The organism is Agrobacterium sp. CGMCC 11546 (assembly GCF_013365515.1).
GTDB classification, from domain to species: Bacteria; Pseudomonadota; Alphaproteobacteria; order Rhizobiales; family Rhizobiaceae; genus Agrobacterium; species Agrobacterium fabrum.
On the sequence record NZ_CP047388.1, the window covers coordinates 238,840 to 265,373 of the forward strand.

Sequence of the window (26,534 nt, forward strand, 5' to 3'; positions counted from 1 at the left end):
CAGCCTTCGAAGAACCGCTCACGGTGGCACTATGGGAGTGCTTTATTTATAAATCTCTAATGCAACTATTGATAATTGTATCAATATTTTTTCGCGTAGTTAAAAGTGTTCGGGCAGGCGTGCCAAGCTGTAACACTTTCGGCAAACCGGCCCGAAAAATGGTGGCTCCGAGGCTTTATTTCCAGCTTCGATAATCGGCCGCGGTGCATCCGAAAGGCGCGGGGCCGTCGGAGAAACGCTCCTGCAAGCGCGCACAACCCCACTCGTTGAGTGCCGTCGGCAGCATGTTGTTGATGTCCATGCCGGGTGAGTTGAACTGCGACGGAGCGCTGGTGACATACCACAGCCAGTAACCGAAGACCGCGACGATGATGACGGCGACGATGGCAACGAACGTTCCCAGTCTGCGCAGCAGGCCTGGTCCTTTCTTTGTAGCCGCGCCCTGAGCCGCGGAACCCGCCTGCGTCTCATTTACGAGCAGCGGGGCAAGCGAAGCGAGGGCCTCCGCCCGCTCCTGCTCCGTAAGGTCGATCCGCTCCAACTGGTCGTCGAGCAGAACCGGCAGCGCGCTGTTGCCATGCAGGACCGCCAGCGCCACATCGTGTTTGTCGGTGTGACCGACGACAACGGGAATGCGACCCCGCTCGAGATGGGTGAAGGATTGCCGCTTGGTCTTCCCGTCCCTCACCGTATCGGCATAGGTGACGAAGAGACGGCTGCGTTTTTCGGCAACCGCCGTCAGTGCAACCGGAATGACGGTCAAAGGTGCTGCATGCCGCAGCTGCAGGCGAACCCGCAGCACACGGATAAGCGTGAACAACATCGCGAGACTGCCGAAACCAAGCAGGGCAACAAACACGCCAAGCGTGATGATGCGGTTCCAGAGCATGTCTAGACCGAGCGAAATCGTTGCGAGCTCCGGGTTCTTCGCGGAAATTACCAGACCGGTTTCGTAATCACCGGAATGGAAATCCACGAACATCACCTCGACGTCCTTCTTGTAGCTGACGCCGCCATGATCGTAGGAAAGCTCGGCTTCGCAGGTCGTGAAGATCGCCTTGCGCGTCTTGCAGCTGCCGCTGATATCGCCGTTTTCGATTTCCAGCGGGTCCTTGCTGATCTGGTAATCGCGCAAAATACCCGGCCCTTCGGCCACCAGCATGACGGCAAGGATCGCCACAAGCACCGGAATGGAAAAATAATAGGCAGGAGGCACCGAAATGACGCCACGCTTGAGGCTCAACGGCCGCGACGGAAGTTTTATCTGTGCAAGATTCATGGGGGAAAACACATCTGCGAGAGAGGCGGGCGAAGCCTGTGGCTCGACCCGACGGAAGGAATGGTCACCACCGGGTCTAATCCGATGAAGCCTTGGAGAAAACCCCAAAAATTCACGGGATAGTCGCATGAATTGCGTATTTCCTGGAAATGCACGCGACGGCGTGGCTGGCGCTTCAAGCCGTGCAAGCCAAAGAGCCGAGGTCGCCAGCAAACCAAATTAGAAACGGGCGGTAAAACCGCCCGCTCTCTATTCATAGGGAAGTATTTGCCTGCCCGTTATTCCTTCGTCACGTTTTCCAGGCGGGTCGTCTGGCTTGGATGCCCGACATAGTCCTTCACTCGCGCATTCAGCACGATAGGCTCGAATCTCTCGAACATCGGCAGCACTGCCGGTTTCTGGGCAACGAACATCTCCTGCATCTGCGTGTAGATTTCCCCGCGCTTCTTGGCATCGGGCTCCAGCGAAGCCTTGGCCGTGAGCGCCGTCAGTTCCGGGATGTCCCAGGCCGAGCGCCAGACGAAATTGCCGGCATTGTTTGCGGCAAGCGAATTGTCGGGGTTGCTGGAAAACTGCTCCATCGATCCGAGTACATTGGGCATATAAGCGCCGGTCTGCGGAATGAGCAGATCGAAATCGCGTGCACGGTGCGCTGCGATCACGTCAGAACCATTGCCCTGCTGAATATTGACCTTGATGCCGATCTGGCTGAGCGAGGCCTGGATAGCGGTGGCAAGGTCGATGCGTGGCGTCTGCGCAATCGTCTTCAGATTGAGCGTGAAGCCGTTCTCATAACCGGCCTCCTTGAGGAGCGCCTTGGCCTTGGGAACATCGAGTTTCCAGTCCGGGCTCGGGATGGCGTATTCGAAGTTCTCCGGCACCGGCACGGTCCGCGACCGGCCGTAAGGACCCATGATGGTTTTTTCCATCCCCTTGTAATCGATACCATAGGCAATCGCTTCCCGAACCTTCGGATTCGACAGGGGCTCCTTGCTGGCATTCATGGACAGGACGTAAAAACCGCCCGTCGGCACGCGCTGGATCTGAAAGCCTTCCTTATTGTTGAAGGTGGCGAGATCGGCCGCGGTCAGCGCGCTGGCTATGTCGATGTCACCCCGGTCCAGCATCAGGCGCTCGACCTGACTTTCCGGCACATGCCGCACGATGACGCGGCGCATTTTCGGGCTGCCGGCCACATAATCCTTGTTAGCCTCCAGAATGATGATCTCATTCGGCGACCAGCGATTGAGCGTAAAAGGTCCCGACCCGGCGGAATTGGTTCTGAGCCAGCCATTGCCCCAATCGCCATCGACTTCATGCGACTTGAGCTCCTTGCTATCGACGACGCTGGCGATGACCATGGCGAGGCGATAGAGCAGCAATTCGGAGGTCGTCTCCCCGGAAAGACCAATCCGCACCGTCTTTTCATCCGGGGCAGTTACCAGCTTGTCGACATTATCGGCATTGTAGCCAACGCGCTTCAGGTTCGCGGCGGCTGCCTGGTTCATCTTTAACAGCCGGCTGAACGAATACACGACATCAGCCGAGGTTACCGGGTTGCCGGAGGCAAAATTCGCTTCGCGCAAATGGAAGGTGATGCCCTTCTCATCCGTTTCCCAGCGCTCGGCGAGCTGCGGGGAAACCTTGCCCGACCCATCGACGGAAATCAGCCGATCGTAGAGATTGGCCATGATTTCGTTGGCTTTTGCTTCGGTGGCCTGATGCGGATCGAGTGAAAGCACCTGCGCCAGCGATGTTGCGACAATGAGCTGGTCGTTCGGTGTTTTGGCGAAAACTGGGGACGCCTGCATCAGCATCGCGCCCAAAGCCGTGGTGAATGCGAGACGGATCAAAGATTTTTTCATACCTGCTCCTCCTACAGATCGGTCATTCAAGATGGAAAAAGGCCGGCGGCAATGCGCAGCGCCACCGACCCGAAAAAGTCAGAGATGTTTGTTATCCAGCGCTTCGATCAGCGCTGCGATGTAGCCGTAACAAAAACCGAAAGCGACACCGACAGGATCACGGCCGGCGATCGTCGGCACATGGTCAGGCATGATCATGTAGCGATAGCCGAGCTCGTGATAGAGTTTCAGCGAGCGCACCATGTCCATGTCGCCTTCATCGGGGAAGGTTTCCATGAAGGACAGCTTGCCGCCGCTGATATTGCGGAAATGGACGTTGAAAATCTTGTCGCGGCTGCCGAACCAGCGGATGATATCGTCGATCTCCTCGCGCGGATTGTCGAGCATCTCGCCGATGGATCCCTGGCAGAAATTCAGACCGTGATAGGGATTTTCACGCATCTGCACGAATTTCTTCAGCCCCTCGACGGTTCCAAGCACACGGGTGACACCCTTGTAGCCGGGTGGCGTGTAAGGGTCATGCGGGTGGCAGGCGAGACGCACCTTGTTGCTCGCGGCAACCGGCATCACGCGCTCGAGGAAATAATCGATGCGCTCCCAGTTCTCGTCTTCGGAGAGAACGCCGGCCAGACCCGGATCGGCATTGTGGTCGGCCTTGTCCCACCGCCAGGCTTCGTTCAGCGAACCGCCGCGGCCAAGTTCCATTTCCGTGCGCGGAATGCCGATGAGGTTGAGATTGTATTTCGCCGCCGGAATGCCGGCTTTGGAGATATTTTCAATCATCGTGCAGACGGCGTCGATCTGCCGGTCACGCTCCGGACCGGCAAGCAGGATATCCGGATACGAAGCCTGTTCGATGGGACGTGACGGAAGCGGCAATTGCACCATGTCCAGAACGAGGCCGAAGCTTTCGACCTTGTCGCGCAGACGCTCGAAGTCATCCAGAACCCAGCTCGCGGGTTTTCCGGGCGGGTCAGCGCTTATGTTTTTAACGCCGAGCTGCGCCCAAACCTTGAAATCCTCATCATCGCGCGCAGCAACCTGGGTACCGACATACATCGATTCTCTCCTCTCCCATGCAAGTCATCATATGACATCGCATGAAATAAGATGAGTGTCGAGATGCTATTGCGCTTCCGAAAGCAACCGGTATCGACGCTGGCTCGCAAGCATGTGCTCACGCATGGCTTTTCGTGCTGCCTCGGGGTCCTGCTCTACGATGGCCCGCAGGATAGCCTCGTGCTCTGCCTGCACCTTGCGCAGATAATTCGCATTGCCGGTTTCCGGCAGCGTCGGAAATTGACCACGCGGAATGGAGCGCGAGCCGAACTGGCGAAGAGCCTCAAGGTAAAAGCGGTTATTGGTGGCAATCGCAATGGCGGAATGAAACTCGTAATCGGCATTGACAGTGGTCTCACCGGCGTCGATGGCGCGGGCCATTTTCCTATGTGCCGCAGAGATTGCAGCCTCCTGCTGGGCCGTCCGGCGATAAGCGGCAATCGCCGCCGCCTCGCCTTCCGTCGCAAGCCGAAATTCCAGCATTTCCAACGTTTCGGCAATCGTGCCGACTTCCGATTGCGTCAGCTTCACGCCGGTCCATTCGCTGGCATTGCTGACGAAAACACCCTTGCCCTGGATGGGAACGACATAACCCGCAGACCGAAGGTCGGCGATTGCCTCGCGCACCACCGTCCGGCTCACGCCATAGGTCCGCTCAAGCTGCGGTTCAGTGGGCAACTGGTCACCATTTTTCAGTTTTCCACTGCGAATTTCTGCGCTGAGATTATCGATGATCTGTTGTGCCCGCCTCTCCCGCGGCCTCGCCTTATCGCCAATCATGCCACTCTTCCCTCTTGCAGAATACGAATCCCTTCGCTACTCATATGATGACATGACAGCACGTCATATGTTTTCATGTTAGCTCAGGGAGGAGTTGGGATGAAGTACCATCAAGAGTTTTTACAGAGGAGAATTGCGCGTCTGCGGCGAGCGGCGTTTGCGTTCTCCAGCACTGAAGGGCTTCCTGCAGGAAAGCGCGGCCAGCAATGACGGAAATTTCCCTGCGCGGGCTTGGACATCGTTTCCTGCAACTGATCGTCAGCCTCTTCATCCTGCTCTGCATAACCTTCATCATCGGCCGCGTCATGCCGACCGATCCGGTCGGCGCGATCGTCGGCGAGCTTGCCGATCCCAAAGCCTATGAGGCGATGAGGGCACGGCTTGGTCTCGATCTGCCGCTCTACCAGCAGTTCTTCATTTATCTGCGCGGCCTGCTTCACGGCGATTTCGGCATTGCGATCCTGACGGGCAACCCGGTGACGCGCGATCTGGCACAGGCCTTCCCCGCCACCTTCGAACTTGCCACGCTCGCCATCATCATCTCCACCATCATCGGTGTTCCGCTAGGCCTCGCTGCCGCCCTTTTCCGGGATACGTTCATCGACAAGTTCGCGCGCGTCTTTGCGCTGGTCGGACATTCAATACCGGTTTTCTGGTTCGGCATCGTCGGCCTTGTGATTTTCTACGCCAGCTTCAACCTCGTCGGCGGGCCCGGTCGGGTCGATGTTTTCTACGAAGGTATCGTTGAACCGAAAACGGGGCTGATGCTCGTCGACAGCCTGCTTGCGGGCGAAACGGAAATCTTCTGGAACGCGCTGTCGCACATCATCCTGCCGGCCATCATTCTCGCCTACATGGCAATGGCCTATATTACCCGCATGACCCGCGCCTTCACGCTTGAGCAGCTTAGCCAGGACTATGTGATCGCCGCACGGGCAAAGGGCGTCAGCCCGACGCGGACGATCACCCGGCATGTGCTTCCCAACATCGCCGTGCAGCTGATTACCGTTCTTGCAATCTCCTATGGCAACCTGCTGGAAGGCGCCGTCGTTACCGAGATCGTCTTTTCCTGGCCTGGTATCGGCCAGTACATGACCAACGCGCTGCTCATCGGCGACATGAATGCCATCCTTGCGGCCACAATCGTCATCGGCTTCATCTTCATGTTGCTCAATTTCCTTGCGGATCTCGCCTATACAACGCTCGATCCGCGGACGCGGGAGGTCGCACGATGACCGACATCACCCACACCAATCCCGTTCCTCGCCGCAGCGCCCTCTCCCGCCTGTCAACCACCACGGGGCGCACGCTGCGCAAGCTCGCGGACGAACCGCTTGGCATGTTCGGTTTTGCAATTCTGGCCATTCTGGTTCTGGTCGCCGTTTTCGCGCCGCTGATTGCCCCCTTTGACCCAGCCAGCCAGGTTCTCGAAAACGCACTTCAACCTCCGAGCTGGGCGCATCTGGCCGGCACCGACGAATTCGGCCGCGATATTTTCAGCCGGCTCGTTTATGGCACCCGCATCACCATCCAGACCGTGCTGTCGGTCTCGATCATCGTTGGTCCGATCGGCCTCGCCATCGGCGTCATGGCCGGCTTCTTCGGCGGGCGCACCGATGCGATCCTGATGCGTGCCACCGATATCGTGCTGTCCTTCCCGTCGCTCGTTCTGGCCCTTGCCTTTGCGGCCGCCATGGGTGCCGGTCTCGGCACGGCGATCATCGCCATCTCGCTGACGGCCTGGCCGCCGATTGCGCGCCTTGCCCGTGCGGAAGCCCTGGTCGTTCGCAACACCGACTACGTTGCCGCCGCCCGTCTTTACGGCGCCTCGCCGCTGCGCATCCTGTTCTTATACATAGCGCCGATGTGCATTCCCTCCGTCATCGTGCGACTGACGCTGAACATGGCCGGCATCATCCTGACCGCGGCCTCGCTCGGCTTCCTTGGCCTCGGGGCGCAACCGCCGCTGCCGGAGTGGGGAGCCATGATCTCGAGTGGCCGAAAATTCATGCTCGACTACTGGTGGGTCGCCGTCATGCCTGGCATCGCCATCCTGCTCACGAGCCTTGCCTTCAACATCGCCGGCGATACGCTGCGCGACCTTCTGGACCCGCGCCATGCCCGCTCCTGATAGCTCCCCCATCCTCTCGGTCCGTAACCTCAATGTCCGGTTCGGCCGCAACAGCATTCCGGCCGTGTCCGATGTCAGTTTCGATGTCGGCCGCGAAAGGGTCGGCATCGTCGGCGAGTCGGGCTCAGGCAAGTCAACGACCGGCCGGGCGGCCATGCGGCTTCTGCCCAAAAGCGCCACGGTAACCGCCGAGCGCATGGATTTCCTCTCGCAACCGCTGCTCGAAAAATCCGAGCGCCAGATGGGCGCGATCCGCGGCAGCGAGATGGCGCTGATCATGCAGGACCCGCGTTATTCGCTGAACCCGGTGCTGCCGATCGGAAAACAGGTGGCGGAGGCGGCAGAACTGCATCTGGCGCTTAAGGGTGCGGCGGCCAGAGACGCTGCACGCAATATGCTGCTGCGCGTCCGCATTAGTGACCCCGACCTGGTGATGGGGCTCTATCCGCATCAGATTTCGGGCGGCATGGGCCAGCGCGTCATGATCGCCATGATGCTGCTGGCAAAACCGAAGCTCGTCATCGCCGACGAGCCGACCTCGGCTCTCGATGTGAGCGTGCGCAAGGATGTCCTGCTGCTGCTGGACGAGATGGTGCGCGAGAACGACGCCGGCCTGATCCTTATCAGCCACGACATCCGCATGGTCGCAGCCTTCTGCGAGCGCGTTCTGGTCATGTATGGCGGGCGCGTGGTGGAGACACTGACGAAGCTCGAAGATGCCCAGCATCCCTATACACGGGGCCTGATCGCGGCGATGCCCGATCCCCGCAACCCGGTCCGCCGTCTCAAGGTGCTGGACCGTCAGGCAATCGACGCGGAGGTGCTGCGATGATCACGGTGGACAAGCTTGATGTCGTCTACGGCACGAAAGAAAACCAAAACCACGTCGTACGCGGCGTCAGCCTCACGGTCAATAAAGGTGAGACGCTCGGCATCGTCGGCGAGAGCGGTTGCGGCAAGTCGACGTTACTGCGCTCGCTGGCGGGGCTGGAGGCCGGCTGGACCGGATCGATCAGCTTCGACGGCAAGCCGGTCAGAAAGCTGCGCGGCCGCGAGGAGCTGAAACTGGCGCAGATGGTGTTTCAGGATCCCTACGGTTCGCTGCATCCGCGTCATCGCATCGGCCGGGCCTTGGCCGAACCGATCCGCGCCATGGGTCTCGGCGACGGCTGGTCGAAAGTGCCCGCTGCCCTGCAGCAGGTTGGCCTGCCCGCACATTTTGCCGAACGGTTCCCGCACGAACTGTCGGGTGGCCAGCGCCAGCGCGTGGCAATCGCCCGCGCCCTGATACTCGAGCCGCCGATCTTGCTGCTCGACGAGCCGACATCAGCGCTCGACGTCTCCATCCAGGCGGAAATCCTGAACCTGCTCGCCGACCAGCGCGAGGAACGGGACCTCACCTTCGTTCTTGTCAGCCATGATCTGGCTGTCATCGCCCATATGTGTGACCGGGTTCTCGTAATGCAGAATGGGGTTTTTGTGGATGAGTTGACCAAGGCCGATCTTGAAGCCGGCGTGACCCATGCGCCCTACTCTGCTGAGCTGTTCGAAAGCAGCTTCCTGTGAAAACGGAAGAGGCCGCTCGCGTCTGGATCAGTTCAGCCGGTCTCCATTTTCCCTAAAGATTCGCCGAGCGTTACTTCTGCCGGAACGCCGGTGGCATCGAGCATGATAACCAAGTCCAAATCGGCCAAAAACAGCAAAGGCCATGCGTTCAGCATTTGTTCTAGCTTCATAAGTGAGTCTTTGCTAATCATCGCAGCAACGATGCGACCGGTGGACCGATACCGCCGTGGCAATTTCTGAAGCGACCCTCGTGGATGCGCGAATATTAGGGAATGCGAGGATGGCGGTTGCCTATCTGGACAAGTTGAACGAGCAGCAACGCAAGGCAGTGGAACACGGTGTCGGCCTGGCGGATGGAGAGACGGCCGGCCCGCTGCTGATCATTGCCGGCGCCGGTTCCGGCAAGACCAATACGCTCGCCCACCGCGTCGCCCACCTGATCGTGAATGGCGCCGATCCCCGCCGAATTCTGCTGATGACGTTTTCGCGGCGAGCTGCCTCCGAAATGTCGCGACGTGTCGAGCGGATCTGCAAGCAAGTTATCGGGGCAAATTCGGCAATCATGACCGATGCACTGGCTTGGTCCGGCACGTTTCACGGCATCGGCGCACGCCTGTTGCGCATCTATGCCGAGCAGATCGGGCTCAATATCGATTTCACCATCCACGACCGCGAAGACAGCGCCGACCTGATGAACCTTGTCCGGCACGAACTCGGTTTCTCCAAGACAGAAAGCCGCTTTCCAACGAAGGGGACTTGCCTTGCGATCTATTCGCGCGCCGTGAACTCCCAGACGCCGTTAAAAGACATTCTTCGCCAGCACTATCCATGGGTCGCCGACTGGCAGAGCGAGCTGAAGGAGCTGTTTGCAGCCTATGTCGAGGCCAAGCAGATCCAGAACGTGCTCGATTACGACGATCTCCTGCTCTACTGGGCGCAGATGGTCAGCGATCCCATTCTGGCTGATGATATCGGCAACCGTTTCGACCATGTGATGGTGGATGAATATCAGGATACCAACCGGCTGCAGGCCTCGGTGCTGATGGCGATGAAACCTGCTGGCCGCGGCCTGACCGTGGTGGGCGACGATGCACAGTCGATCTATTCCTTCCGGGCCGCGACGGTGCGCAACATCCTCGATTTTCCGGCATGCTTCAGCCCGGCGGCCGATATCATCACGCTCGATCGCAACTATCGCTCGACGCAGCCGATTTTGGCCGCCGCCAATGGCGTCATCGATCTGGCGCGTGAACGTTTTACCAAGAATCTGTGGACAGAGCGGCAGTCGCTCGAGCGACCGAAGCTCGTGACAGTGAAGGATGAAACCGAACAGGCGAATTTCATCATTGACCAGATTCTTGCCAATCGCGAAACCGGCACGACGCTGAAACAGCAGGCCGTGCTGTTCCGCACCTCCAGCCACAGCGGCCCGCTCGAGGTCGAACTCACCCGCCGCAACATTCCCTTCGTCAAATTCGGCGGCCTGAAATTCCTGGACAGCGCCCATGTGAAGGACATGCTGGCGGTGCTTCGTTTCGCGCAGAACCCGCGCGACCGCGTCGCCGGTTTCCGGCTGCTGCAGATGCTGCCCGGCATCGGGCCGAAGAAGGCCGGCAATATTCTCGATACGATAGCCCCAGACCCGGAGCCGCTGCTTGCCCTTGCCGAAATTCCACCACCGCCGAAGACCGGTGACGACTGGACGGCTTTCACACAATTGCTGGTGGGGCTGCGGCGGGGCCAGAACGGCTGGCCGGGCGAAATCGGCTTGGCGCGCGTGTGGTACGAGCCCCATCTCGAACGCATCCATGAGGATGCCGACACCCGCAAGGCCGACCTGCAGCAACTCGAGCAGATCGCCGGCGGCTATCCTTCACGCGAGCGTTTTCTGACCGAGCTGACGCTTGACCCGCCGGATGCCACCAGCGACCAGGCCGGCGTGCCGCTTCTGGACGAAGACTATCTCAGCCTCTCGACCATCCATTCTGCCAAGGGCCAGGAATGGCGATCCGTCTTCATCCTCAACGTGGTCGATGGCTGCATACCCTCCGATCTGGGGGTCGGCACCACCCAGGAGCTGGAAGAAGAGCGTCGCCTGCTCTACGTCGCCATGACCCGCGCCAAGGACAACCTGTCGCTGATAACCCCGCAACGCTTCTTCACCGGTGGCCAGAACCAGCAGGGCGACCGGCATGTCTACGCTGCCAGAACCCGCTTCATACCGGCCACATTGCTGCAGTTTTTCGAGACGATGAGCTGGCCGCTGGTTTCGGCTGCCGCCTCGGAACGCAGCGCGCAGCAGATCCGGATTGATGTGGGGGCAAGGATGCGGGCGATGTGGAAGTAAGAAGGGCCGCTGACCGTCAACATCATCGTCCTTTATGCACTAACGAACCATACCCTTGTGTAGGTGATCAAGAAAGCGTTATTGACTGTCCGTCCCGATAAAGCCATATCACCTTGAGTAGGCAGATGAGACAGGATCCGCGAAGTGCAACTAGAAGTATTTCCGATATCAGGCTTGAAAAAGATAATCCCGGCTCGTTTCGGCGACAACAGGGGCTACTTCAGCGAGGTTTTCAAACGAGAGTGGTTTCGCGAAAATGTAGCGAATGTAGAGTTCGTACAAGATAATGAATCCCTGTCCGCCCAAGCCGGAACCGTTCGCGGACTCCATTTTCAGACAGAACCTTTTGCGCAGGGCAAACTTGTTCGATGCATTCGTGGGCGACTGCTCGATGTGGCGGTCGACATCAGAACAAGCTCACCCACCTTTGGTCAGTGGGCCGCGGTCGAGCTGTCACCGGAGAACGGTGAGCAGCTTTGGGTGCCGGCTGGGTTTGCCCATGGCTTCATGACGCTCGTTGCAGACACGGTTATCTCATATAAGGTAACCGCCCCCTACAGCGCAGCACACGACCGCGGCGTTAAATGGGACGACCCTGCCATCGGCATCAACTGGCCGAATGTGGGCGATTGCGTGCTTTCCGACAAGGACGCCAAGCAACCGCTCCTGTCCGAATTGCCCGAATATTTCACCTACCGAAACACCGAGAACTGATGATGCGCGTTCTAGTTACCGGCGGCGCCGGATTTATCGGCTCAGCCCTCGTACGTTACCTTGTAAGCGAGGTCGGTGCGGATGTCCTCACCGTAGACAAGCTGACTTATGCGGGGAACCTAGCCTCCCTCAAGCCCATTGAAAACGCGCCGAACCACCGTTTTCTCCAGGCCGACATATGTGACCGAGCTGCAATGAATGACGCCTTCGCGACATTTCAGCCGGATTATGTGATGCACCTGGCCGCCGAAAGCCATGTCGATCGCTCCATAACCGGCGCCGCTGATTTCATTCAGACCAATATAAACGGCACTTTCACGATGCTGGAAGCAGCGCGGCAATATTGGAGCAGCCTTGCGGATGACGCCAAGGCGAACTTCCGCATGCTTCACGTCTCCACCGACGAGGTTTATGGCTCGCTCGGAGACGATGGACTTTTCGAGGAAAAAACTCCTTACGACCCTTCGTCGCCCTATTCCGCCTCGAAAGCCGCAAGCGATCATCTCGCCACGGCCTGGCAGCGTACGTATGGGCTTCCGGTCGTGATCTCCAACTGCTCCAACAATTATGGGCCGTTCCACTTCCCGGAAAAGCTCATTCCTCTGATCATTCTCAACGCCTTGGAAGGCAAGCCGCTGCCGGTCTATGGAAACGGCGCCAATATACGCGACTGGCTTTACGTGGAAGACCACGCACGCGCGCTTTGGCTCATCGTACAGAAAGGCCTCGCCGGAGAGAAATACAATGTTGGTGGCAGAAACGAACAGAAGAATATCGATGTCGTAAACTGCATCTGCTCCATTCTCGACGAGTTGCACCCGCAATCAAAACCCTATGCAGAGCTCATCAAATACGTCACTGATCGCCCCGGTCACGACGCGCGCTATGCGATCGACGCAACAAAACTGGAAACCGAACTCGGCTGGAAAGCGCAAGAAAACTTCGCCACCGGCATTCGCAAGACTGTGAAATGGTACCTCGACAATGCATGGTGGTGGCAGCCGCTGCGTGAAGGTGTGTACTCCGGAGAGCGCCTCGGCGTTCTTACGAAGGGCTGAGTGAATGCGGATTGCAGTTACCGGCAAAAACGGGCAGGTCGTGAGTGCCCTTCAGGCATTGGCGAGCGCTGATCTGGAGATTGTAACTCTGGGTCGACCCGAACTAGATCTCGCCCAACCCGAAACTGTGTTGCAGGCACTACGAGACGCAAAACCTGATGTCGTGGTTTCCGCTGCCGCGTATACCGCTGTCGACAAGGCAGAGAGCGAGTCGGAGCTTGCTTTCGCCGTCAACCGGGACGGAGCAGGAGCCGCCGCGCAAGCGGCAAAGGAACTATGCGTTCCAATTATTCATCTTTCCACGGATTACGTTTTCGATGGAGCCAAGGCTACGCCTTATATCGAAACTGACCCTGTTGGCCCCACGTCCGTCTACGGACTCTCGAAGCTCGAAGGCGAAAAGGCCGTCGCGGAAAATACCCCCAATCACGCCATTCTGCGCACCGCATGGGTTTATTCGGAATACGGCAACAACTTTGTCAAAACCATGCTGCGGTTGGGCGAAAGCCGTGATGAAATTAACGTCGTTGCAGATCAACTGGGATGCCCAACCTCGGCAAATGATATCGCCGTCGCAATAATTGAGATCGCGAGACGGCTTTCAAACAATCCTTCAGCCCGTCTTCGTGGGATTTTTCATCTGTCTGGAACAGGTGAGACGAACTGGTCTAACTTCGCGAAGCAGATATTCAAGTTTTCGGCGGAAAATGGCGGGAAGTCGATAATCGTCAACAATATCACGACGGCGCAATACCCTACCCCAGCCCGGCGCCCGCCAAACTCCCGGCTTGACTGCAGCAAGCTTGAAGAGGTTTACGGAATAAAACTGCCGGCCTGGCAAACATCAACGCGCGCGGTGGTCACCGCTCTTGCGCAGAGTAAAAAGGAAACGCCATGAAGGGTATCATTCTGGCTGGCGGCAGCGGCACACGCCTGCATCCTATGACATTGGCGGTCTCGAAGCAGATCCTACCGGTCTACGACAAACCGATGATCTATTATCCGCTGACGACACTGATGCTTGCGGGTATCCGTGAAATACTCATCATTTCGACGCCACATGATATGCCGCTCTTCCAGAACCTTTTGAGAGACGGCTCTCAATGGGGCCTCTCAATCGAATACGCTGTTCAGCCTAGCCCGGATGGGCTTGCCCAGGCCTATATGATCGGCGCCGACTTTATCGACGGCTCCCCATCATGTCTGATCCTTGGCGACAATATCTACTACGGGCACGGATTGCCCGAACTCTTGGAGTGCGGCACGAACGTTAATGAGGGCGCGACAGTTTTCGCCTATCATGTCAACGATCCCGAGCGCTACGGTGTAGTCGAGTTCGATAGTGAAATGCGCGCCCTTTCCATTGAGGAAAAACCCGAAACGCCCAAGTCAAACTGGGCCGTCACCGGTCTTTATTTTTATGATGCCGATGTGGTCAATATCGCAGCCAATCTCAAGCCTTCAGCACGTGGAGAGTATGAGATTACGGATGTCAATCGAACCTATCTTGAGCACGGCAAGCTCAAAGTATCGATTATGGGGCGTGGCTACGCCTGGCTTGATACTGGCACGCCTGAAAGTCTTCTTGAAGCCGGGGAATTTGTGCGCACACTGGAGAAGCGACAGGGTTTCAAGATTGCATGCCCTGAAGAAATTGCACTCAGCAGGGGTTTCATCACGAGAGCTGAGTTTTCAGAAATAGCCGACAAGGCAGGCAAAGGTGATTACGGCGTTTATTTAAGAAGACTTGCGGCATCCTAGCGAATACTTCGATGAGTTACCGTTGGAGTGCGGCGGAGGTTGGACCGGTAGAAGCCTTCCCGTCGGGCGGTAGCACGTGATTGTGAGGATAGGCGTGAGCTCGTTCCCAACCCTTGGATCCGAAATGGCAAAACTACCACTTTCAGCTGTGACTGTCGTTTCAGTATGCTACAAAAGCGATGCGCTCCTTTCTGAGCTTATCGCTTCGATCCCTGATGAAACGCCCATCGTTCTTGTCGACAACGGACGAAGCAACAGTTTTGCAAATCTTCCTGCAAGAGAAAACATAACTATCGTACGGCTCTCCGAAAATCTTGGTTTCGGCCGTGGCTGCAATGCAGGGGCCGAAGCTGTCCAAACGCCTTGGATCCTTTTTTTAAACCCGGACGCGAGATTGAAGCCAGGCGCTCTTGAAGCACTTCTTGAAGCGGTCGAGCACCATTCTTCAGCTGTCGCTTTCAATCCGCGAATCGCCAACGCGGATGGAAGCCAGTATTTCAAGCGCCGCTCATGGCTCTTGCCACGCAGTCGCTACATGAAAAAGGGATGGCCTGACGCCGACAAACACGTACCGATCCTGAGCGGCGCTGCATTTTTTGTTTCGAAGAAGAATTTCGAAAAAGTTAGTGGTTTTGATCCTAATATTTTCCTCTATCACGAAGATGACGACCTCTCATTGCGCTTGGCGCAACTTGGCCAACTCATGTTTGTGAGAAATTCTCTTATCACTCACACCGCTGGGCATTCCTCCGGACGATCACCCGAGATCGCTCGCATGAAGGCCTTCCATATGGCTCGATCAAGGATCTATACAGGCATCAAACACAAGAGGCCCTTTACTAAAACCTCGACTGTCGTACAGGCCATCGCGCTCGTGTTTTCGCCTACCGTTCTTTTTTCCGCGCGCCGTCGAGCGAAGGCTCTCGGTTTTCTAGAAGGAACTTTAAGTGGAAGTAAGAGATTGACCTAGAAAGCGGGCAAGAGACATAATTTCAGGGTATCCATCAACAACACCTGACTGCCTCACGTTTCGTATCGACAAAACCTTCTTAACAATGCCCCATCATTGCAACACTTAGATAATTGTCCTATAGAGATGGCCAATGCTCGATCGAGTGGCCTTTCTGTAAAAGTATAGATTGATATTCCTTTGCATATTCTGTAGCCAAGTCATCAATGTCGTACGATTTACTTAATTTCCGAGTTATGATTTTAAAATCGGCAATGGTATTTTCATCTAGCATCGACGCCATTGCTTTGGTGAGCGAACTGACAAATCGATCATCGTTAGCGGTATTTTCAATTATGATACCTGCTTGCGTTCCATCAACTTGCGACATATTTTTAATTTCACCGACATCTGTGGCGATGCACGGCACTCCGACCTGAAAAGCCTGGATCAAAGTAAGCGGAAAGGATTCACCTGGGAAACGTGTTGGAAGTATAGCAACATCGCTGATCCGATAGAGACCATGAACTTCTTTAACGAAACCCAAAAAATGAATGGTTTCGTCAGAAGCTCCGGCCCGCTTTGCAGCATCAGCGCTCGGCCCCTCCCCCGCCATAAGCAACGCCATCGAAACATCGGGATTTTGCTCACGTAACGTCAGATACGCGTTAACTGCCTCGATCCAACCCTTCCCTTCAACCCCTCTCGCAACCAAAGCAAAAACGATCGCATCATCAGCGATCCCAAGTTCGGCACGTTTCTTGCTAAACTCTGTATTATCAACCGGCATAGCATTTCGAATTTTTATAAATTTATCTGCGGGAAGATTCAGCCCGTCAAAGGGCTGCAGGTTCCGATCCGCAAGATAAGCGAATTTATCAACTTTCTTAGACCATTGAGCGATTTTTACCTTGGGCACCCTCATCGCTTCATAGGACCCATGCAATGTCGAAACATACGCACGGGAAACGTCGAAGTCGTCGAGTAAAAATTCTTCGACAGTCGCAATATGTGAGTGGACGACGGAAACTCCAGCTTCGTCAATAAATTTTTTAATCCCGATATCTCTAATCTGATTAGCTGTATAAACAGGTATCGCAGGATTCAGCATATTCCTGACCACCTGATGATCATCGGCATCATGCATCTGTAACAGAGACACCATGATCCCTTTTCTATGCAGCGCGTTCGCGAGATGAATAGGAAATATCTCTCCGCCACCAAAGGAGAAGCCTAAAAATCCGATTAATACATGTCTGCTAGCCCGCGAAATTCCCCTCAAAGCTTTAGCATCTATCAACTGTTCAAATTCAATCCCATTGATTTGAGAATGACGGAACACCGCATTACACGATTGCAAAAAATGCTCTAGCGTCTCTTCGGGGATAACCCAACGGGACTTCAGTGCACACATCAACCGGAAATACTCTCGATAGTATTCGGGATTGGACTGCGCCCGACTACCCGAAGTATTGTTTCCGTGAATTCGGAAGTAGCTCACCGCACTTGGTTCATATGCAATCTGTCCTCCACCCGCGATAACCGAATAAAGGTACCAGTCTCCCATTATCTTGAAGGTACGTGCTTCTTCCCAAACTTCGTTCGCAATATCAAAGCGACGCCATAAACTACCGCCAACATTGGCAATCACGTTTTTTATGCCGAAGCCACCGCGGAACCATTCTGCAGCGGGGCGAACAGTCCGCGCATCCCAGATACCAGGCTCACTGTCTTCCCTGTAGTGATCGAGCCCGGCGACGTAGTTGCCTTCGTCGTTTGCGAACTGAATGCGACCAAACGCCAACATTACGCTGGGGTCACGAAACGAGCCAATCATTCGCTCGATGAATGTCGACTCACAAAAATCATCACTTTCGCATATCCACACGAGATCACCCTCTGCCTGAGAATGACCCTTTTGCCACTGGCGAAAAACATTACCTGAGTTTTCGGTGTTATAGATGGCCCTAATACGTTCTGGATAACGCCTGACGTATGAATCGATCACCGATCTGCTGTCGTCCGTGGAACAGTCGTCAAGAATCAGAATATCGATCAGCGGATATGTCTGGGCTAAGATGCTATCCAGACGCTGAGGAAGATAAAGAGCATGGTTAAAATTGGGAACGATAGCAGTCACCGTCACGCCACGACGTGCACCAAGATTCGAACGGCTAGCCGAGATAACTTTGTTTGTCGTAATCTTCTGATAATAATCAAGGCAAAATTTATCCACCTTGCGCGACAATAACATAGGATCGCGTTTTTCAGCGGACTTCAAAAATCTCTTACGTCTACGTGTGCTGAAAGCTTTTACCTCGGCCAGCCCATAAAGCAGCCGCGTGTAAATGAGCCGTGTCATCAGCTTTGCCAAAGAAGCTCGGCTCATCCAGTTGCTTCGCTGCAGCGCATCCACCTGACCGGAGATATGGTCCACGTCTTTCATTAGCGCATCCGACCACTGCGCTTCCTCAAACTCTATACGTTTCAAGACCGGCTCAGAGGACTGAATCTCCTGTGCGAGAACGCCACTCATACCTACATTTTCGACTGGCTGATCCGAAGCGACGCCAATCATATACATCGGCGCTTCGATGCCAACAACGGTTTGACCACTTACAGAATCTGTCTCAAAAAAGACTGCCGGCTGATTTTCAGAAGCAATAATTGAACCAAAAGCTATTTTTTGGCCGTGCATCAAAACATGAGCAAAGTGGCTCCCCAAGAGTCTATTGAACTCGCTCCTAAAAAGCTCCTTGACGTGAAAGGGATTAACCAGCCCCGTGGCAATAGTGTAGGCGTGCTTTTCCGGTGTCGAGATGATCAATATTCCGTCCGCCCTCAAGACGCGCTTGATCTCCCGCATAAAGCTATCATGAGCTTCAATGCGTTCAAGTGTCTCAAATGACACGACTACGTCCACGGAGGACGATGGTAAGGGAATGTCATCGTATGATCCTGCTTTGAAGGAAATATTCCCGGATTTATACTTTGTTTGCGCGTGATCTATTACTTCTTCTGATATGTCCACGCCAATCGCAGACCGTGCGACTTCCGCCAGAATCGATGTGCCATAGCCTTCGCCACTTGCGATATCCAGAACATCTTTGCCTCTGACAAAGTTTTTTGCCAGATGATATCGATGCATATGCTCGAGATAGATATTCCCGCCAATCGTCGGCAGATAGCGTTCGCCGGTAAAATCAAGATCGTCGGTCATATTTCTCCTCGGCAGAAGGCGTGGCTGATCATGTGCTGAGGCGGATACCCTATTCTTGTGCCCAAGTCGAGGCGATGGGGAATAGGGGCCAAGAAATTTGAACGAGGCACAAGTGGAGTTCTAACCTGTTTCGGCCTTGGCGTCTGAGCACATGCGAACGCTATGTTTGCTGCTATCAACGGCAAACGCCGGATCATGCTTGCATCTATGAATCGATACCGATGGATAGGGCAGCACAGACACTATAGAAATCCAATTTGCGAAACTGGCAGAGTTGTTCCGACGACCCACCCACCTCATTTGCAACCATGACGGAAACCGCGCAAAGTTGCAGGCTATGCGCGATACACGGAGCCTATAAAGCTACACCGTTGCGAAGTCCGGGTATTTTCCCAGTTCTTCCATTGTTTGAAACAACTCGAATTTTTGATTGATGCCAAGTGCTCGCATAAATTCATAATAGGCCCCACCTTGCTCATCGATTAGATCAATGTGCTCAGCCGCGACGGCGTCTATAACACCGCATTTCCATCCTGCTTTTCTTACTGTTTCAGAGCAATTAAAATCGAGGCCAAAGCCCGAAACGGATTTGCCAAAAATAGGCTTGCACAGTTCCAGGGCGCGCCTCGAAAAACCTGGCATCATAATCTCCACGGCTGTCGTTTCGTGGAAATCTCTTCCTGGAATTCTAAACAGGTCCTTCCATACACATTGGGAACCTGCGGCAACGGCGGGCTGGAACATATCGAGGCCACTGGTCTCTGCTATATCAAAAACGCGATCAATCTCTTCGTGCTCGATCCCGATATCATCGTCAAGGAAAAGCACTGCATCATAGCCCAGCAAGATATCACCATAGTGATTCAATGCGTGGTGAATACCGGTGGCTTTGGTGCCTGATTGGCGAAGATGCATCTCGCCTAACCGAATATCCACGCCACTCAATGTGTACCAATTACAAAGCAGATCCCACGTTCTTGATGAATCCGGGCGAAACCATTTCGCAGGCCGGAAAGCCTGGCCAGCTTGCACCCAAACAAGACGCTTTCGTTGATTACTCGGGGAGCCCAATAGACGCGACTTGATAGACGCATGGATTCGTTGCTGCGTATTAGCGAGGTTTTCGAAATGATCGTTTATGCTCGGAGATATTGAGGGGTCGCGCTTCTCAACCAAAGCATAAACAGCTTCGACAATATTGGAGTATTGTGAAGAGTTCCGAAGCAACAATACGCTGTCAATAAATGGCGCGGGATCGATGGGACGAATGAAGCCTTCCGTCGCAAAGTGGGCCAATGCGGAGGGATAGCCCGCACTATCGCGATTTTGCCAACGATACCATTCTGGATAAAAAAACGGCGATGGGGAGAGCCCTGCGACCTCCCCACGATCGCAATAATCACGGTAGGCTTCAGTTGCATTCAGAAATTTTCTACCGCTTACATTGGAGTAGTGCACCACATCGACTAGTAGTTCCGGCCTAATCGGTTGCGACTTCAACTTTTTAAGGCTGCTGGTCATGAAACTCTCCGAAGGGCCTGCTCGAACAACGCCGACCCTAGGGTCGCATAGTAATTTTCGGCTCGGCTGGGCTCCGCAGAGAGATGCTCCAATAGCTCAATCGCTGGATTGATTTCTCGGTCACCAAAAGCCAGGACACCAAGACCGTGGCAATGCCTAAATCGAAAAGATGCTGTCGCTTGCTCTTTGACCTCCTCGAAAAGCTGCCACACACCAAAATCTCCCTGATACTCGCTGGTGTCATGAAACAGAATTACTCCGTTTTCACTAAGGACTGGAAGCCAGGTTTCATAATCCTCCTTCACCGCCTCATAAGTATGAAGACCATCTATATGAAGTAGATCTATGGAATTTTTCTCGAACATCTTGACGGCCTGACTGAAATAACCGCGTATGTAGGAGCCGTTTTTGGGGAAATGCTTTTTAAGCTGGTACTTGAAGTTGTTAAAAACATGCTCGTCGTAGAACCCAGCTTGGTGATCTCCCTCCCATATATCAACAGCGATAGCTTCGCCGTAACCACCGTTCATTTTGAGATGCTGACAAGCAGAAAAGAAAGACGCGCCTGCGTGGCTCCCTAGTTCAACATAACGTCGCGGACGCATCGCCTCCATAAGCGAAAACAGAAAGGCTTTATGGCCCGACCACGCAGTTGGAAGCGCAACAACTTCGATTTCTGTCGCTGCAGAAATCATCGCCTTATGAATTCTGTTTGCTCGGGCCAATGGGTCCTGATCAAGTTTGAGAGTCAGTGGAGCAAGGCTCTCATACAAAGGCTTCGAAAGGAGATCCTCTATCGCAATCGTGTTCCTGGAAGCAGCTTTGAAGGTTCGCACCATCGCTGCATCGATAGTGCCTAAATCGAATTCAGTCACGGTTGGCGCTTGAGAAATTTGCTGCGGAGCTGGGCCAGCTTGCGCGAACTTCAACGTCATCGATCTTGTGTTCTTTGTAACACGCCCGGCCTTAACATCGGCCGCGACAATATCAAACGGTTCGCCATAACGCAGAGCAATCTCTCGCAGTAAAATCGGATCTTCTGCAAACTTTGAGGCTGCGGAGCTCAACTCACGCCAATGCGAACCTTCGCCCGCGTGGTGCCCTATTGTTGCCGCGTACGCGGACGCTCCTTGATTGACCTTGGTCCTGAATGACGAGACCCCATTTATCGGAGCATGAAAAATACCGAACGCACGCTCTCCGATGTAAGGAACTGTATTACCGTCAAGGTTCGTAGCGTGGTTCCCTTGAGTAATCGCGACCTTCCGTCCCCGTAGTCGGGGTACATTCAAAGCAATCTTGACGTAGGGCGACACCTTGGGACCTACCGTGACCTCAACATTCTGCAGCGAATGTCTTACATCTTCTCCGGTCGCGAGATTATGCCAATGAAGATTAATGACATCTGCTCCGGTTAATGGAACAAGCGCCTGCTCGAAACTATCTCGTGAATCAAAAGGCAACACCTCATCGAAATCGATAAGGAACGCCCAGTCGCTCCGCTGCTCAGCCACGAGAGCTCTTGCTACTGCACTCATGTATTCAGACTGATAATAACCCGCATCCGTCGCTTTGAGCAATACAACCTGCGTGCCATTATGCCCGTTGTATCGGGCGACGATCTCCGATGTTCTGTCTGTCGATAAATGATCAATGATCACCACGCGATCGAAAAGCGCACAAAGATGACGCATCATATCATCGGCGCGCAGCTCCTCATTGCGAACCATCGATATGGATGTCAAATGCGGTCTTACTGAGCGGCCCCGAAAAGGTATCAGATCGAGCCGCTTGATCTTCGCAAACTCCTGCACCTGTTCGGCTTTGGCACCATCGGTAATGTAATGTTCGTAATTGAACATTCTGGGCCAAGTTTTCTTCGGTTTCTTGCGAATTTTTCTAATAATGTTAGAAACGTTCCTGAATACTTTGGTACGCTTCCAGTATTTGCTGGACAGTACCAGGTTCGCATCGTTAGCCAGCGCTTCTATGCCGGCCTGTAGAGCGTATGACTTGTTGATAGCACTCTCTTTTTCAGCCAATTCCGCGAGAAGGCGATCATTGCCTTCAAGCACCTTATCAATTTCACTCTTGTAATGCCTCAGCATCTCCTCGGATTTGTAAGGATTTAGAGACGATTCTTCCGTTTCAAAAATGCTATTGGCGAGCGCCGGCAAAACTTTAGAGGACGCAACGATCATATCGTATCGTCTTCGCTCGAACTTGTCGTCCGACTTCATATCTGCGGTCACTGAAAGAGGTGAAACTAATTCAGTATTCGCTATTACAGAAGCAGCTAATACTTTTTGCGCATAATGCCGCACATTTTCAAAATACCGTGAGACGAGCTCCAAGAACTCTTCTGTGTACAGTTCTTTGAGATGATAAGGATTGGAGTAGCCGGTCTCATCGGAATAAATCTTTTTATTGGGCGATGAAATAACCAATATCCCATCGGGGCGAAGCACGCGCTTTATTTCCGCAAGCATTGCTTCGTGGTCTTCGAGGTGCTCAATCGTTTCGAAACTAACGACGACATCAACGGAAGAATCTGCAACCGGTATCTTTGTTGCAGACCCTTCCAAGAAAGTCAGATTTTCACTCACATACGCTTGGCTAGCATACGCAACTGCGTCTGCGGCGATGTCAACCCCAATGACCGACTTTGCATTTTCGGACATCATTGCGGAGCCGTAACCTTCCCCGCATGCGATATCCAAAACATCTTGCCCCTCGGTTAGACTGCGCACAAAAGCATATCTATGCAGGTGCTCAAGACGTATCACCCCGTCGATATCTGGAACAAATCGCTCACCAGTGAAATCAAGCCCACGCTTTGCCATTCTAGTCTCCCGTAATCCAAGCTCGAATTTCTCTACGGTCAGAGTTCCACGATAGCAAGCACCGGGTGTTAATTTCCACTGAGAGTGAAGCGCGCTGGGTTTGCCGGAGGCCATTTCGTTTAAGTTATGCAGCCATGGCTGGCGCGTCCAGCATGGCGTGATATCGTTCTCGGCCTCGGCAGGCGGGATGTTTACTATGGGCTCCAGAAGGAGGCGGTTGTTGAACCAATCGACCCATTCAAGCGTGGCGAACTCCACGGCTTCGAAGTTGCGCCACGGCCCGCGTCGATTAATGACCTCGGCCTTGTAAAGACCGTTGATCGTTTCAGCGAGAGCGTTGTCGTAGCTGCCGCCGACACTTCCGACACACGGCTCGATTTTTGCCTCCGCACGCCGCTCGGAACAGCGAATGGACACAAATTGCAAGCCGCGGTCGGAATGATGGACCAGTCCGTCAGTGTGGACGGGCCGCCGATCATGAAGTGCCTGATCGAGGGCATCGAGCACGAAGCCGCATGGGCAGTCCGGCTTCCCGCCAACCGACGATGCGGCGAGCGAAGGCGTCGATCACAAAAGCCACATAGACGAAACCCTGCCAGGTCGCGACATAGGTGAAATCAGAAAGCCAGAGTATGTTCGGCGCGGGCGCAAAGAAGTGCCGATTCACCCGGTCGAGCGGACATGGGGTGGTCTTGTCCGACACCGTGGTTTTGACAGGTTTGCCGCGAATGATGCCCTGCAGCCCCATTCTTCTCATAAGCCGAGCGACAGTGCAGCGGGCTACGTCTAAACCCTCCCGCTTCAATTGTCGCCAGACCCTGCGCACTCCATAGACCTCGAAGTTCTCATTGAACACCCGCCGTATCTCGATCTTCAAGCTAATATCGCTGCGGGCGTGGATCGACAGGCGATCCATGTCCAGGCGCTTGGCGACGTTCTCGTAGTAGTTTGATGGGGCAATCGGCAATAGCCCGCAGATCGGCTCGCCCCCTAACACGCCTGTCAATCGGCTCGGAATGTTGACCCCTTATCGGCGTCCAATATTCACCCCCCCTGTAGGCGATCAGCGCTTGGCCTGCCCGGCGCTGGCCGGGATTGCAGAGGGTAGGCCAAGTGCGGGTGATGGGTATCTTCGGCTTTAGCTTTGAGAGCGGTTCTTGAAGCGCCAGGACTCGTTTTCTGTTTCCACGATCTCGCAGTGATGGGTCAGGCGGTCGAGGAGTGCCGTCGTCATCTTGGCATCACCAAACACAGACGGCCATTCGCCGAAGGCAAGGTTCGTCGTGACGATGATCGAGGTGCGCTCGTAGAGCCTGCTGATCAGATGGAACAGGAGCTGGCCCCCGGCCTGCGCGAACGGCAGATAGCCGAGTTCGTCGAGGATGATGAAGTCGAGGCGTGTAAGGTAATCAGCCATCCGACCTTGTTTGCCGCTGCGCGTTTCCGTTTCCAGACGATTGACCAGGTCAACGACGTTGAAGAAGCGTCCACGTGTGCCGTTGCGGATGAGCGCACGGGCAATCGCGATGGCCAGATGGCTCTTGCCTGTTCCCGTGCCGCCGACGAGAACGACGTTGCGCTGGTCGGCGACGAAGGTGCCGGTGGCCAATTCCCGCACCAGGGGTTCATTGACGGGCGTGTCGGCAAAGTCGAAGTCGTCGATGTCCCTTGGCAAGTGGCAGCTTGGCAATGGTGAGCTGGTAGCGAATGGAGCGAGCCTGTTTCTCGGCGATCTCCGATTGCAGGAGGTCCCCGACAATATGCGGCGGTTCGTGCTGCCGTTTGATCCCATTGCTCATGACCTCGTCGTAGGCGCTGCGCATCCCATAGAGCTTCAGCGTGCTCATCAGTTCGAGAACCTGTGTGCGTTCCATCAACTTGCCCTCCTGAGCCTGTCGTAACGGGCGCAGTCGGCAACCGGCTCATGGGTCAGTCGAAGCGCCTCCGGGATTTGCAAGGTTGCCGACGGAGCCGGATCGCGGCTTCTCGCCAGAATGTTGATGATCACCGAGGCCGAGCAGACGCCGTGATCAAGCGCCTCCTGGCAGGCAGCCTCAACGGCTGTAAGGCCGTCAGCAGGAACACATCCGAGTATGGTGACCATCTGCCGATCACCGTCGTCGGCGCTCTTCAATCGCTTGCGGACCTTTTCCATCGCGGTTGGCAAGACCCATTCGCGAAAGGGAGCGCCATTGCGCAAGGCTCCGGGTTTGCGAGCAAGAACAGGAACATAGTGCCAGGGGTCGTAGACAGTGTCGCCACGACCGAAACTGCGCCGGTGTTCAGCGACCGTCACGCCATCTTGCTTGATGACTATCCGGTCGGCATAGGCATGAACCTCGACGGGGCGGCCAACGGCAGTCGATAGAACCGAGTATTTGTTGTTATCGAAGCGGACGGTGCAGGTCTTCGACACCGAGGCCGGAACGCTGTGGAAACCATCGAATGGGCCGACGTAACGTACGAGGCTGCTGCGTTCGGCCTCGAACATCTGCCAGATCGTCTGCGCCGTCTGTTCGGGATGGCTATGGGTCTTGGCATAGGTAATGCATTTGTCGAGCAGCCAGACATTCAGTTCCTCTAGGCTCTTGACCCTGAGACGCGGCGTGAAGAACCGCTCGCGCACAAGGCCGACCTGGTTCTCGACTTGACCCTTCTCCCATCCCGATGCAGGTGTGCAGGCGACCGGTTGAACGAGATAGTGGCTGCACATCTGCAGGAAACGGCGATTGTACAGCCGCTCCTTGCCGATGAAGACCGCCTCGACCGCCGTCTTCATATTGTCGTAGATGCCGCGCGTGCAAGTGCCACGGAAGAAGTCGAAGGCCTTGTCGTGGGCGTCGAACACCATCTCCTGGCTCTCACGCATATAAGCCCGCGCGAACATCATCCGGCTGTGGCAGAGCCGGACATGCGCAACTTTCACCGTCGTTGTCACGCCCTGGATCAGGACGATCTCATGGCTCCAGTCGAACTGGTAAGCCTCGCCGGGCGCATAATAGAGCGGCACGTAGGCCTCGGCGGTCACAGCCCCTCGATCCTTCGACCATCCCTTCGCATAGCGCCGGATTGCATCGTAGCTGCCGTCGTAACCCAGCGCCCGAAGCTCTTCGTAAATCCGGATCAGCGTCAGCCGCTCGCGAGATGGCTTGCCTTCGTTCACGGCCAGGAAGCGCTCGATCTCAGCCTTCCAGGCTCCGGTCTTCGGCAGTGGCTGTCGTTCGCGCTCATAGGAAAAGTCGGTCTCATCAGATCGTAATATCTTGCGGACCGTGTTGCGAGACACGTTCAGCTCCCGGACGATCCTCTTCACCGACCAGCCCTGCACATGGAAGGCTCGACGAACACGCGCAATCGTATCCACTCGCTTCAACTCCCTCTCCATCTGTCACCAAAAGACAGATGGTCAGACGAAACAGGTGGGGGGGCAAAATTGGACGC

18 protein-coding genes and 3 pseudogenes are annotated in these 26,534 nt (G+C 55.1%); 10 read left to right on the forward strand and 11 right to left on the reverse strand.

Features of this window, described 5'->3' with window-relative positions:
- Window positions 1-175 precede the first annotated feature (175 nt).
- The 4 genes from GSF67_RS15940 to GSF67_RS15955 all read right to left on the reverse strand — a co-directional run bounded on the left by GSF67_RS15940 (window position 176) and on the right by GSF67_RS15955 (window position 4,983).
- Window positions 176-1,279, reverse strand: coding sequence for a hypothetical protein (locus GSF67_RS15940; RefSeq protein WP_006312454.1), 1,104 nt, complete (start codon window positions 1,277-1,279; stop codon window positions 176-178).
- A gap of 278 nt (window positions 1,280-1,557) precedes the next feature.
- Window positions 1,558-3,096 carry an ABC transporter substrate-binding protein gene (locus tag GSF67_RS15945; RefSeq protein ID WP_371814446.1) on the reverse strand — a complete coding sequence of 513 codons (1,539 nt, stop codon included), beginning with the start codon at window positions 3,094-3,096 and terminating at the stop codon, window positions 1,558-1,560.
- 126 nt (window positions 3,097-3,222) lie between these two features.
- Window positions 3,223-4,203: a mannonate dehydratase gene (locus GSF67_RS15950; protein ID WP_006312456.1), complete on the reverse strand. Its 981-nt coding sequence runs from the start codon at window positions 4,201-4,203 to the stop codon at window positions 3,223-3,225.
- A gap of 66 nt (window positions 4,204-4,269) precedes the next feature.
- Entirely contained in the window at window positions 4,270-4,983 is a 714-nt protein-coding gene (locus GSF67_RS15955) for a FadR/GntR family transcriptional regulator (RefSeq protein ID WP_080812694.1), read from the reverse strand.
- A gap of 206 nt (window positions 4,984-5,189) precedes the next feature.
- Between GSF67_RS15955 and GSF67_RS15960 the strand changes: the two genes are divergently transcribed.
- From GSF67_RS15960 to GSF67_RS15975, 4 genes are read left to right on the forward strand one after another with little or no spacing between them, the layout of a single operon-like run.
- Complete coding sequence (locus GSF67_RS15960; protein WP_006312458.1) at window positions 5,190-6,218, forward strand: ABC transporter permease; 1,029 nt, start codon at window positions 5,190-5,192, stop codon at window positions 6,216-6,218.
- Window positions 6,215-7,114, forward strand: a complete 900-nt coding sequence (locus GSF67_RS15965; protein WP_006312459.1) for an ABC transporter permease — start codon at window positions 6,215-6,217, stop codon at window positions 7,112-7,114. The genes GSF67_RS15960 and GSF67_RS15965 overlap by 4 nt, the downstream gene beginning before the upstream one ends.
- Window positions 7,101-7,946 carry an ABC transporter ATP-binding protein gene (locus GSF67_RS15970; RefSeq protein WP_006312460.1) on the forward strand — a complete coding sequence of 282 codons (846 nt, stop codon included), beginning with the start codon at window positions 7,101-7,103 and terminating at the stop codon, window positions 7,944-7,946. The genes GSF67_RS15965 and GSF67_RS15970 overlap by 14 nt, the downstream gene beginning before the upstream one ends.
- On the forward strand, window positions 7,943-8,680 hold the full coding sequence (locus tag GSF67_RS15975) for an ABC transporter ATP-binding protein (protein ID WP_006312461.1): 738 nt from the start codon (window positions 7,943-7,945) through the stop codon (window positions 8,678-8,680). Before GSF67_RS15970 ends, GSF67_RS15975 begins: the two co-directional genes overlap by 4 nt.
- Window positions 8,681-8,712: 32 nt before the next feature.
- On the opposite strand, the gene GSF67_RS15980 is transcribed toward GSF67_RS15975, so the two are convergent.
- Window positions 8,713-8,850, reverse strand: coding sequence for a hypothetical protein (locus GSF67_RS15980; RefSeq protein WP_006312462.1), 138 nt, complete (start codon window positions 8,848-8,850; stop codon window positions 8,713-8,715).
- 110 nt (window positions 8,851-8,960) lie between these two features.
- Here GSF67_RS15980 and GSF67_RS15985 point away from each other — a divergent pair, with 110 nt between their 5' ends.
- From GSF67_RS15985 to GSF67_RS16010, 6 genes are all read left to right on the forward strand, one after another.
- The gene (locus GSF67_RS15985) at window positions 8,961-11,027 is read left to right on the forward strand and encodes an ATP-dependent helicase (RefSeq protein ID WP_006312463.1); all 2,067 of its coding nucleotides are present in this window, start codon (window positions 8,961-8,963) and stop codon (window positions 11,025-11,027) included.
- A gap of 144 nt (window positions 11,028-11,171) precedes the next feature.
- Window positions 11,172-11,741 carry a dTDP-4-dehydrorhamnose 3,5-epimerase gene (rfbC, locus tag GSF67_RS15990; RefSeq protein ID WP_035215145.1) on the forward strand — a complete coding sequence of 190 codons (570 nt, stop codon included), beginning with the start codon at window positions 11,172-11,174 and terminating at the stop codon, window positions 11,739-11,741.
- 2 nt (window positions 11,742-11,743) lie between these two features.
- Window positions 11,744-12,799, forward strand: a complete 1,056-nt coding sequence (rfbB, locus tag GSF67_RS15995; protein WP_035215152.1) for a dTDP-glucose 4,6-dehydratase — start codon at window positions 11,744-11,746, stop codon at window positions 12,797-12,799.
- 4 nt (window positions 12,800-12,803) lie between these two features.
- Entirely contained in the window at window positions 12,804-13,697 is an 894-nt protein-coding gene (gene rfbD / locus GSF67_RS16000) for a dTDP-4-dehydrorhamnose reductase (protein ID WP_006312467.1), read from the forward strand.
- Window positions 13,694-14,560 (forward strand): glucose-1-phosphate thymidylyltransferase RfbA, encoded by an 867-nt coding sequence (gene rfbA / locus GSF67_RS16005; protein ID WP_006312468.1) that lies wholly within the window; start codon window positions 13,694-13,696, stop codon window positions 14,558-14,560. Before rfbD ends, rfbA begins: the two co-directional genes overlap by 4 nt.
- A gap of 124 nt (window positions 14,561-14,684) precedes the next feature.
- The gene (locus GSF67_RS16010; protein WP_006312469.1) at window positions 14,685-15,530 is read left to right on the forward strand and encodes a glycosyltransferase family 2 protein; all 846 of its coding nucleotides are present in this window, start codon (window positions 14,685-14,687) and stop codon (window positions 15,528-15,530) included.
- A 118-nt stretch (window positions 15,531-15,648) separates the two neighbouring features.
- Here the strand turns inward: GSF67_RS16010 and GSF67_RS16015 are convergent, their stop codons facing one another.
- The 6 genes and pseudogenes from GSF67_RS16015 to istA form a co-directional block, all read right to left on the reverse strand.
- Window positions 15,649-18,729, reverse strand: a complete 3,081-nt coding sequence (locus GSF67_RS16015; RefSeq protein WP_006312470.1) for a glycosyltransferase — start codon at window positions 18,727-18,729, stop codon at window positions 15,649-15,651.
- Between the two features lie 363 nt (window positions 18,730-19,092).
- Window positions 19,093-20,250, reverse strand: a complete 1,158-nt coding sequence (locus GSF67_RS16020; protein WP_006312471.1) for a DUF707 domain-containing protein — start codon at window positions 20,248-20,250, stop codon at window positions 19,093-19,095.
- On the reverse strand, window positions 20,247-23,207 hold the full coding sequence (locus GSF67_RS16025; RefSeq protein WP_083815846.1) for a class I SAM-dependent methyltransferase: 2,961 nt from the start codon (window positions 23,205-23,207) through the stop codon (window positions 20,247-20,249). The genes GSF67_RS16020 and GSF67_RS16025 overlap by 4 nt, the downstream gene beginning before the upstream one ends.
- 10 nt (window positions 23,208-23,217) lie before the next feature.
- Window positions 23,218-24,084 (reverse strand): annotated as a pseudogene (locus GSF67_RS16030) (IS3 family transposase); the annotation flags it as partial.
- Between the two features lie 147 nt (window positions 24,085-24,231).
- Window positions 24,232-24,967 (reverse strand): annotated as a pseudogene (istB, locus tag GSF67_RS16035) (IS21-like element helper ATPase IstB).
- Window positions 24,968-24,972: 5 nt separating this feature from the next.
- Window positions 24,973-26,466 (reverse strand): annotated as a pseudogene (istA, locus tag GSF67_RS16040) (IS21 family transposase); the annotation flags it as partial.
- Window positions 26,467-26,534: the final 68 nt, after the last annotated feature.

Bases quoted from the DNA above. Each gene is read 5' to 3' on its own strand.
- GSF67_RS15940 (WP_006312454.1), bottom strand. From the start codon at position 1,279: ATGAATCTTGCACAGATAAAACTTCCGTCGCGGCCGTTGAGCCTCAAG.
- GSF67_RS15945 (WP_371814446.1), bottom strand. From the start codon at position 3,096: ATGCTGATGCAGGCGTCCCCAGTTTTCGCCAAAACACCGAACGACCAG.
- GSF67_RS15950 (WP_006312456.1), bottom strand. From the start codon at position 4,203: ATGTATGTCGGTACCCAGGTTGCTGCGCGCGATGATGAGGATTTCAAG.
- GSF67_RS15955 (WP_080812694.1), bottom strand. From the start codon at position 4,983: ATGATTGGCGATAAGGCGAGGCCGCGGGAGAGGCGGGCACAACAGATC.
- GSF67_RS15960 (WP_006312458.1), top strand. From the start codon at position 5,190: ATGACGGAAATTTCCCTGCGCGGGCTTGGACATCGTTTCCTGCAACTG.
- GSF67_RS15965 (WP_006312459.1), top strand. From the start codon at position 6,215: ATGACCGACATCACCCACACCAATCCCGTTCCTCGCCGCAGCGCCCTC.
- GSF67_RS15970 (WP_006312460.1), top strand. From the start codon at position 7,101: ATGCCCGCTCCTGATAGCTCCCCCATCCTCTCGGTCCGTAACCTCAAT.
- GSF67_RS15975 (WP_006312461.1), top strand. From the start codon at position 7,943: ATGATCACGGTGGACAAGCTTGATGTCGTCTACGGCACGAAAGAAAAC.
- GSF67_RS15980 (WP_006312462.1), bottom strand. From the start codon at position 8,850: ATGAAGCTAGAACAAATGCTGAACGCATGGCCTTTGCTGTTTTTGGCC.
- GSF67_RS15985 (WP_006312463.1), top strand. From the start codon at position 8,961: ATGGCGGTTGCCTATCTGGACAAGTTGAACGAGCAGCAACGCAAGGCA.
- rfbB (WP_035215152.1), top strand. From the start codon at position 11,744: ATGCGCGTTCTAGTTACCGGCGGCGCCGGATTTATCGGCTCAGCCCTC.
- rfbD (WP_006312467.1), top strand. From the start codon at position 12,804: ATGCGGATTGCAGTTACCGGCAAAAACGGGCAGGTCGTGAGTGCCCTT.
- rfbA (WP_006312468.1), top strand. From the start codon at position 13,694: ATGAAGGGTATCATTCTGGCTGGCGGCAGCGGCACACGCCTGCATCCT.
- GSF67_RS16010 (WP_006312469.1), top strand. From the start codon at position 14,685: ATGGCAAAACTACCACTTTCAGCTGTGACTGTCGTTTCAGTATGCTAC.
- GSF67_RS16015 (WP_006312470.1), bottom strand. From the start codon at position 18,729: ATGACCGACGATCTTGATTTTACCGGCGAACGCTATCTGCCGACGATT.
- GSF67_RS16020 (WP_006312471.1), bottom strand. From the start codon at position 20,250: ATGACCAGCAGCCTTAAAAAGTTGAAGTCGCAACCGATTAGGCCGGAA.
- GSF67_RS16025 (WP_083815846.1), bottom strand. From the start codon at position 23,207: ATGGCCTCCGGCAAACCCAGCGCGCTTCACTCTCAGTGGAAATTAACA.